Raw genomic sequence first — 627 nt, forward strand, 5'->3', positions numbered from 1 at the left:
TCAACTCGCCAGGCCCCCTGGCCGCAGGGCGGCCCGGTGACGCCGTGGAAGCCGCCCGTCGACGACCCCTTCCTGCGGGCGCTCCAGACCCAGGCGCGGCCCGCGGGACTCGGCCGGCGCCTGGTGGCCAGGATCATCGACTCGATCGTGCCCGTCGCCGCCGCTGCCGCAGTCGCGGTGCCGCTGCTGCCACGGGCGGTCGACCACATCCAGGCGAAGGTGGACGCCGCCGAACAGGCGGGGGTGACCCGGGAGATCTGGCTGCTGGACACCACCACGGGCGGCTACCTGGCCGTGGTCCTGGGAACGCTGCTGCTCACCGGCGTGCTCTACGAGGCGCTCCCGACGGCCCGTTGGGGACGCAGCCTCGGCAAGAAGCTGTGCGGCGTGAAGGTGCTCGACCTGGAGGCACAGACACCGCCGGGCGTCGGCGCGGCCCTGCTGCGCTGGCTGCTGCACGCCGTGCTGGCGGTCACCGCGGTCGGCGTCGTCAACGCGGCCTGGTGCCTCTTCGACAAGCCCTGGCGGCAGTGCTGGCACGACAAGGCGGCCCGCACCTTCGTCGCCAAGGACAGCGGGGAGGCCCTCCGCCCGGGCTGAGCCGGCGTCACCGAGGGGGCGCGCCCC

1 protein-coding gene is annotated in these 627 nt (G+C 74.8%); it reads left to right on the forward strand.

Annotated features, from left to right (window positions below; translation table 11 throughout):
- Positions 1-600 (forward strand): RDD family protein (locus tag ACYVE9_RS29970; protein ID WP_461031002.1); only part of this gene is annotated, 600 nt, incomplete at its 5' end.
- Positions 601-627: the final 27 nt, after the last annotated feature.

It is taken from the genome of Streptomyces sparsus (assembly GCF_054776295.1).